This is a genomic window from Terrabacter sp. P5_B1, assembly GCF_056400505.1.
In genome coordinates, this window is sequence record NZ_JBFULD010000197.1 from 1 (window position 1) to 7,983 (window position 7,983).

7 protein-coding genes are annotated in these 7,983 nt (G+C 71.0%); all 7 read left to right on the forward strand.

Annotated elements, in window-relative coordinates; all coding sequences use genetic code 11:
- On the forward strand, positions 1-1,678 hold a 1,678-nt coding region (rho, locus tag AC1DP0_RS14280; RefSeq protein ID WP_478085212.1), incomplete at its 5' end, for a transcription termination factor Rho.
- Between the two features lie 117 nt (positions 1,679-1,795).
- Complete coding sequence (locus tag AC1DP0_RS14285; protein ID WP_478085213.1) at positions 1,796-2,197, forward strand: response regulator transcription factor; 402 nt, start codon at positions 1,796-1,798, stop codon at positions 2,195-2,197.
- A gap of 13 nt (positions 2,198-2,210) precedes the next feature.
- Entirely contained in the window at positions 2,211-3,269 is a 1,059-nt protein-coding gene (locus AC1DP0_RS14290) for a HEAT repeat domain-containing protein (RefSeq protein ID WP_478085214.1), read from the forward strand.
- A complete protein-coding gene (locus tag AC1DP0_RS14295) occupies positions 3,266-4,714 on the forward strand; it encodes a glycosyltransferase family 2 protein (protein WP_478085215.1) in 1,449 nt (482 codons plus the stop codon). Before AC1DP0_RS14290 ends, AC1DP0_RS14295 begins: the two co-directional genes overlap by 4 nt.
- The gene (locus tag AC1DP0_RS14300) at positions 4,711-6,792 is read left to right on the forward strand and encodes a sensor histidine kinase (protein WP_478085216.1); all 2,082 of its coding nucleotides are present in this window, start codon (positions 4,711-4,713) and stop codon (positions 6,790-6,792) included. Before AC1DP0_RS14295 ends, AC1DP0_RS14300 begins: the two co-directional genes overlap by 4 nt.
- A gap of 172 nt (positions 6,793-6,964) precedes the next feature.
- Entirely contained in the window at positions 6,965-7,180 is a 216-nt protein-coding gene (gene rpmE, locus AC1DP0_RS14305) for a 50S ribosomal protein L31 (RefSeq protein WP_344255827.1), read from the forward strand.
- Positions 7,181-7,278: 98 nt separating this feature from the next.
- Positions 7,279-7,983, forward strand: a 705-nt coding sequence (locus AC1DP0_RS14310) for a PCRF domain-containing protein (protein WP_478085217.1), incomplete at its 3' end; no start/stop codon positions are given.

Below are 7,983 nucleotides of genomic sequence, written 5' to 3' on the forward strand. Positions count from 1 at the left end.
GTCCGAGCGCGCCCCCCGGGGATCGCGTGAGACGCGGGCGGCGCGTGCCGACGCGCAGAACGCGCCCTCGACCGAGCGCGCCGAGCGTGCCGAAGCGGCCGAGGAGGCGGGCTCCGACACGGACGACCGCGCCGGGCGACAGCGTGACCGTGGCCAGCAGACCGGACGCGAGCAGGGCGACCGCGAGCAGGGCTCCGAGCGTCAGCAGGGTGACCGCCAGCAGGGCGGTCGCAACGCCCGGCAGAACGACCGGCAGAACGACCGTCAGCAGTCGCGCCAGCAGGACCGGCAGCAGGACCGGCAGCAGGACCGGCAGCAGGACCGGCAGCAGGACCGGCAGCAGGACCGGCAGCAGGACCAGCAGCAGGACCACGGTCGTGGGCAGCAGTCCTCGTACGACGACGACGGTGGCAGCCGACGCAGCCGCAACCGCCAGCGCAGCCGGGATCGCAAGCGCGGCCGCGGCCGCGAGGGTGGCCAGGACTGGAACGACTCGGAGCTGCAGGTCGGCGACGACGACGTCCTCGTTCCCGTGGGTGGCATCCTCGACGTCCTCGACAACTACGCGTTCGTCCGCACGTCGGGCTACCTGCCCGGCCCCAACGACGTCTACGTGCCGCTCGGGATCGTCAAGAAGAACGGCCTGCGCAAGGGCGACGCCGTGACCGGTGCCGTCAAGGCGCTGCGCGAGGGCGAGCAGCCCTCGGGAAGCGTGGGCCGACAGAAGTTCAACGCGCTCGTGCGCCTGGACACGGTGAACGGTCAGACGTCCGAGGAGGCCGTCAAGCGAGTCGAGTTCGGCAAGCTGACCCCGCTCTACCCGCAGGAGCGACTGCGGCTCGAGACCGAGCCGCACGTGCTCACGACGCGGATCATCGACCTCGTGGCCCCCATCGGCAAGGGCCAGCGCGGCCTCATCGTGGCCCCGGCCAAGGCGGGCAAGACGATGATCATGCAGACCCTCGCCAACGCGATCACGACGAACAACCCCGAGTGCCATCTCATGGTCGTCCTCGTCGACGAGCGTCCCGAAGAGGTCACCGACATGCAGCGAGCAGTCAAGGGCGAGGTCATCTCCTCGACCTTCGACCGGCCGGCCGAGGACCACACGACGGTCGCGGAGCTCGCCATCGAGCGTGCCAAGCGCCTCGTCGAGCTCGGTCACGACGTCGTCGTGCTCCTCGACTCGATCACCAAGCTCGGTCGCGCCTACAACCTCGCAGCCCCGGCGAGCGGGCGCATCCTCTCCGGTGGGGTCGATTCGGCAGCGCTCTACCCGCCGAAGAAGTTCTTCGGGGCGGCGCGCAACATCGAGAACGGTGGCTCGCTCACCATCCTCGCGACGGCTCTCGTCGAGACCGGGTCGAAGATGGACGAGGTGATCTTCGAGGAGTTCAAGGGCACCGGCAACATGGAGCTTCGCCTCAGCCGCGACCTGGCCAACCGCCGGATCTTCCCGGCCGTCGACATCAACAGCTCCGGGACGCGCCGCGAGGAGATCCTGCTCGCGAGCGAGGAGCTGAAGATCATGTGGAAGCTGCGTCGGGTCCTGGGCGGCCTCGACGCGCAGCAGGCGATCGAGCTGCTCATCGACCGGCTCAAGAAGACGCGGACCAACTACGAGTTCCTGACCCAGGTCCAGGCCACGAGCGGGTCCAGGCTCGGCGACGAGTCCTGACGGATCGCTCGGGAGGGGGTGGCGCCAGATCGCGCCGCCCCTTTCGGCGTTTCGGACCGCATTGCGGGCAAATGTCCATAAAATGGGGCGACCACCCGATCGTCACCATGGAGTGCCATGTCTGCGCCTGCCGGCGGCCCTGATGCCAGCCCCGTCCGAATTCTCGTGGCTGACGATGACGCAGACATCCGAGACCTCGTCGAGTTCAAGCTGACCCAGGCGGGGTATGCCGTCGAGGCCGTCCCGGACGGCGTCAGTGCCTGGGAAGCCTTCGAGGCCAGCCCGCCCCAGCTGGCGGTGCTGGACGTCATGATGCCCGGGCTCTCGGGCATCGACGTCCTGCGCAAGATCCGCGAGAGCGATTTCGGGGCGGTGCCCGTCCTGCTCCTCAGTGCGAAGTCGCGGGACTCCGACGTCGACACCGGTTTCGCCGTCGGCGCGGACGACTACGTCATCAAGCCGTTCAGCCCCAGGGAGCTGCTGCACCGCGTCAATGGCATGCTCGCCAGGGCGCGATGAGCGCCGGGGTCTCGTGATCATCGGGGCGACGCTTCTGGTCGGCGCCACGGTCGTCGTCCTCGGCGCCTGCCTGCTGCTCCTCCTACTGGTCGTCGCCGTCCGGGCGAGGCGGCACACGCGCCTCCAGCGCGACGCCATGCTGCTCTCGCCGCTTCGAACGCCGTTGATCACGGTGGCCTCGGGCGAGGACGACGACGGCTCTGCCGCCGACGAGCTGCGGGGGGCGACCGGCGCGGCTCGCGACGTGCTCGACCGCAACATCGTGGGCATGCTCAGCAAGATCCGTGGCGTGCCCGCCGACCAGCTCGTCCAGGTGCTCGAGGAGCACGGCGCCGTCGAGGGGGCGGCGGCCGAGATGACGAGCCGGTCCACGGTGAAGCGGGCGCGCGCTGCCCAGCTGCTCGGCCTCGCTCGCGCCGAGCACGCCGTCCCGCTCCTCGTAGAGGCGCTGGGGGACGAGGCGGTGGAGGTCCGCAACAGCGCGGCATACGCCCTCGGCCTCATCGGTGACCCCGCGGCCGCCGGGCCGGTTCTGGCGGCGATCGGTGCGCCCGAGCGAGGACTGCCCGCAGCCACGGCCGCCGAGGCGCTGCAGTCGATGGGTGTCGGTATCTCGGAGGTGCTGCGCGAGGGCCTGGCTCACGACAACGCCCGCACCCGCATGGTCGCCGCCCACCTCAGCGGCGAGCGCAGCTTCACCCAGGGCCTGCCCGAGCTGCGCCGGCTGCTCGCTGGTGACCCCGACCTCACCGTCCGCGAGACGAGTGCCACGGCCATCGGCCGGCTCGGGCGCGGCGAGGACGTCGACATCCTCGTGCGCCACACCGCCGAGTCCGAGCCGCTGGCCCTGCGCCGCGCCTGCGTCGTCGCYCTCGGTGAGCTCGGCGAGACCGGAGCCGTCCCGGCGCTGGCCGCGCTCCTCGAGGACTTCGACCCGCGGCTGGCCGAGCTCGCTGCGACCGCGCTGCTCTCCTTGGGCCCGGACGGCAGCGACGCCCTCGTCGGCCACGCCGACGACCCCGCCGTGCGCACCGCACGCCTGCTCGCGAGCCTCCAGGGAGCCTCCGCATGAGCTGGGAGGGCATCACGTCGGGCCTGCGGTCCTTCGTCGTGTGGAGCATGGACGTCACCGCGGTGCCGATCATCATCTACTTCGTCCTCATCAACACCTCGCTCCTGGTGCTCATCGTGCTGGCCTACCTCGAGTTCCGGGCACAACAGCGCAGGCGGGCCACGGCGGTGGCCTGGCAGGGTGCCGGCCTCGCCCCCGGTGTGTCGCTGCTGGTCCCGGCCTACAACGAGGAGGCCGGCATCGTCATGGCGGTCAAGTCGTTCCTGACGCTGCGCTACCCGCGGCACGAGGTCGTCGTCGTCGACGACGGCAGCAGCGACGAGACCTTCGCCCGGCTCGAGGAGGCCTTCGACCTCGTCCAGGTGCCCCGGGAGCTTCCGCACGAGATCCCGATCCGCGCGCAGGTCCTCGGCATCCACGTCCCGCGCGACGGCCGCACCCGGCTCGTCGTGGTCCGCAAGGAGAACTCCGGTCGGTCCGAGGCCATCAACGTCGCCATCAACGCCGCGAGCGAGCCGCTCGTCGCGATGATCGACGGCGACTCCATCCTCGAGCCCGACGGTCTGCTGCACGTGACCCGCCCCTTCGCCGACGACCCGACCCGCATGGTCGCCACCGGCGGAGCGATCCGCCCGGTCAACGGCAGCCGCGTCGTCTCGGGGCGCATCGTGCGGGTGGAGATGCCGCAGACCTGGCTCCCGCGCATTCAGCTCGTCGAGTACCTCCGGGCCTTCCTGCTGGGCCGCGCCGGATGGTCGCGCCTCGGCGGCCTCATCCTCATCAGCGGGGCGTTCGGGCTCTTCCGCCGCGACGTCGTCGTCGAGGTGGGCGGCCTCGACCCCGACAGCATCGGCGAGGACTTCGAGCTCGTGATGCGCATCCACAAGAAGCTGCGCGACGAGGGCCGCGACTACCGCATCGAGTTCGTGCCCGAGCCGGTGTCGTGGACCGAGGTGCCGGTGACGGCCAAGGTGCTGCGCAACCAGCGGCGCCGCTGGCACCGAGGCCTCTGGGAGACCCTGTGGGCCTACCGCTCGATGCTCTTCCGCCCGAAGTACGGCCGCATCGGTTGGCTGGCGCTGCCCTACTACTGGCTCTTCGAGCTCATCGCGCCGCTGCTCGAGCTGTTCGGCATCCTCGTCGTGCCGCTCGCCCTGCTCCTCGGCGTCGTCAACGTCCCCTTCGCGATCCTCTTCCTCGTGCTCGCCTACGGGTATGCCGTGCTCGTGACCCTCTCGGCGATGGTCGTCGACGAGTGGGCCTTCCACAAGCACGACCGGTGGCGTGCCGTCTGGCAGACCGTCGCCGCCTCCGTCCTGGAGAACATCGGCTACCGACAGGCCACGGTGTGGTGGCGACTCGAGGGATGGTGGTCGAGCCTGCGCGGTAAGAAGCACGTCTGGGGCGTCATGACCCGCACGGGCTTCGACGAGGACCCGGCGTGACGAGCGTGCTGCCCGCGGTCTCGAGGCGCTCGGTCGGCAGCCACATCCGCCGGCTCGTCGCCATCCTCGTCATCCTCGTGCCGGTCGGCGCGATCATCTCCGTCGCGACGATCCGCTCGCAGGGCACGGCGGTCCGTGCGCTCACCCTCGCGCTCGGACCCGCGCGGGAGTCCAATGTCGCCATCCTGCTCGACATGACCCGAGCCGAGGGGGCGTGGCAGCAGAAGGCCGGGGGCATCCCCTCCGTACTCGACCCGCTGACGGTCCAGCCGGCTGTCGACGCGGAGCTGGACCACCTCGCGGCGACCACGCGCAGCGACGAGCTCTCGAGCGCCGACCACGCGCGCTACTCGCGTCTCGTCTCCGCGGAGCGGGCGGCTGTCGACGACTGGTTCGTCGCGGTCCGCCAGTCCCTGCGGGGACTCTCGGCCGGCAAGGTCGCGACGGCAGCGGAGCGGGCCGGCCCGGCGGCGGCCTACGCCCGCTTCCGCTCGACCAACGAGGCGCTGGGCTCGAGCATCCAGACCCAGCGCGACGCCGCCCGCATCGACTCGCGCGAGGCCACGACCATCACGTCCGGTGTCATCACCGCCGTCGCCGCAGCGGTGGTGCTCGTGCTCGTCGCCGCCGGCTTCGGGATGGACCGCGCCGTCGGGCGCCCGCTCGCGCGACTCCGGGAGGTGGTGCGTCGCCAGGCGGAGGAGGACGTCATCACGATGGCCAACCAGGAGGAGGGCGCCTTCGAGGTTCGCATGCTCGCGCGCAACTTCAACGACCTCACCCGTGCCAATGCCCGGCTCGTCGACCAGCAGGCGGCCGTGCTCGAGATGCAGGAGCTCGTCCTCGACGTCGGTCGCACCGTCCGCTCGGCCGTCGACGTCCACGAGGCGCTCCAGCGCGTCACGACCAAGCTCGGCTCCGGTCTCGGCGCCGACCGCGTGCTGCTCTACACCCTCGCCGACGACGGCCAGACCATCGAGGACCGCCTCCAGTGGCACACCGCCGACCTGCCCGACCTGCCTCCGCTGCCGCGGTCGCTCGCCCAGCAGGTCGGGTCCGTCAACGACGAGCTGCGTCGCGACGCCGGCTTCTTCGACATCGGCGACCTTCTGGCGCACCAGTCCTATGACGACGAACGGGCCCGCGCCTTCCATCGGGCGACCGGCGCGCGGAGCCTGCTCATGCTGCCCGTCGGCACCGGGGGCCGCGGCCTGGGCATCCTGTCGGTCATGATGGTCGGCGCGCCGAGACGCTGGCACCGCCACGAGATCCAGGCGGCCCAGCAGTGCTCCGCCATCGCCGCCCAGTCGATCGTGGCGCTGCGGCTGTCGCAGATGCAGGACGAGCAGGTGCGTCGGCTCACCGAGCTGGACCGGCAGAAGACCGACTTCATGGCGACCGTCAGTCACGAGCTGCGCACCCCGCTGACCTCGATCAGCGGCTACCTCGAGCTGCTCGTCGACGGCGACTTCGGCGACGCCACGGACGGGCAGCACGTGGCCCTCGACATCATCGGGCGCAACGCCACGCGCCTGCGCGGCCTCATCGAGGACCTCCTCGTGCTCAACAAGATCGAGATCAGCGGTCTGCAGGCGGTCTCCGAGGACGTGGCGGTCCGCGACCTGCTGCGCACCGTCACCGAGACCATGGAGCCGGTCGCGGCCAACGGTGGGGTGCAGCTGGTCTGCGACGACGTCCCCGACGACCTCGTCGTCCGGGTCGACCGGGGCCAGGTCGAGCGGGCGCTGATCAACCTCGGGTCCAACGYCGTGAAGTTCACGCAGGAAGGCGGGCAGGTGCTGCTGTCGGCCGAGCGGTCCGGCGACTCGACGATCATCTCGGTTCACGACACGGGCATCGGCATCCCGGCCACGGACCTCGCGCGCCTGTCCGAGCGGTTCTTCCGCGCGGGGAACGCCACGGCCGCCGCCATCCCGGGCACCGGTCTCGGCCTCGCCATCGTGCGCGCCATCGTCGAGGGTCACGGTGGCGAGCTCGTCATCGCCTCGGTCGAGGGGGAGGGGACGACCATGCAGGTCGTGCTGCCCGTCGCCCAGCCCGCCACCGTGCGAGCCTGACGGAGGCCCCCTGACCTGCGCACAGGGCGGGAATGCCGGGGCCACCTCGCGCGTTTGGGAGGAGGTGCGCCTCTCTGGCACACTCTTCCTTTGGACCGGTTCACGGGAGAGCGGCTCGCCCAAGGTGAGCAGCGATGAGACCGACCCGGCCGAATACCTCAAGGAGACCACGTTGAAGAAGGACCTTCACCCCGACTACGTCGAGACCACGGTGACCTGCACCTGTGGCAACACGTTCACCACGAGGAGCACCGAGACGTCCGGCAAGATCTCTGCCGACGTCTGCTCCCAGTGCCACCCGTTCTACACGGGCAAGCAGAAGATCCTCGACACCGGTGGCCGTGTGGCCCGGTTCGAGGCCCGTTACGGCAAGAAGGCCGCCAAGTAGGTCTCCCGCACGCCGGCTCCCGCGACTTCGGTCGTCGGGGGCCGGCGTTCGTCGTACCCGTCCGTCTCCCCATACGTCCCTCAGCCGAAGGGCCCGCCGTGCTCGAATCCGTCCAGTCGATCCTCGACGAGTACGCCGAGCTCGAGCAGCAGCTCGCCGACCCCGCCGTGCACGGCGACCAGGACCTCGTGCGCACGCTGAACAAGCGGTATGCCGCCCTGGCCCCGACGGTCGCGGCCGCCCGCGAGTGGCAGGCGGCCGGTGACGACCTCGCGGCCGCCCGCGAGCTGGGCGCCGACGACGCGTCGTTCGCCGAGGAGGTGCCCTCGCTCGAGGCCCGGTTCGAGGCGGCGGAGGCACACCTGCGCCGGATGCTCGTGCCGCGTGACCCCGACGACGACCGCGACGTCATCCTCGAGGTCAAGGCCGGTGAGGGTGGTGACGAGTCGGCGCTCTTCGCCGGCGACCTGCTGCGGATGTACCTCCGCTACGCCGAGCAGCGCGGCTGGCGCACCGCGATCGAGGACGCGACCGAGAGCGATCTCGGCGGCTACAAGGACGTGCGGGTGTCCGTGCGCGCCAAGGGCTCTCCCGGCCTGGGTGAGGGGCCGTGGGCCCGCCTCAAGTACGAGGGCGGAGTGCACCGCGTCCAGCGGGTGCCGGTCACCGAGAGCCAGGGACGCATCCACACCTCCGCCGCGGGCGTGCTCGTCATGCCCGAGGCCGAGGAGGTCGAGGTGACCATCGACCCGAACGACCTGCGCATCGACGTCTACCGCAGCAGCGGCCCCGGTGGCCAGAGC

Bases quoted from the DNA above. Each gene is read 5' to 3' on its own strand.
- AC1DP0_RS14295 (WP_478085215.1), top strand. From the start codon at position 3,266: ATGAGCTGGGAGGGCATCACGTCGGGCCTGCGGTCCTTCGTCGTGTGG.
- AC1DP0_RS14285 (WP_478085213.1), top strand. From the start codon at position 1,796: ATGTCTGCGCCTGCCGGCGGCCCTGATGCCAGCCCCGTCCGAATTCTC.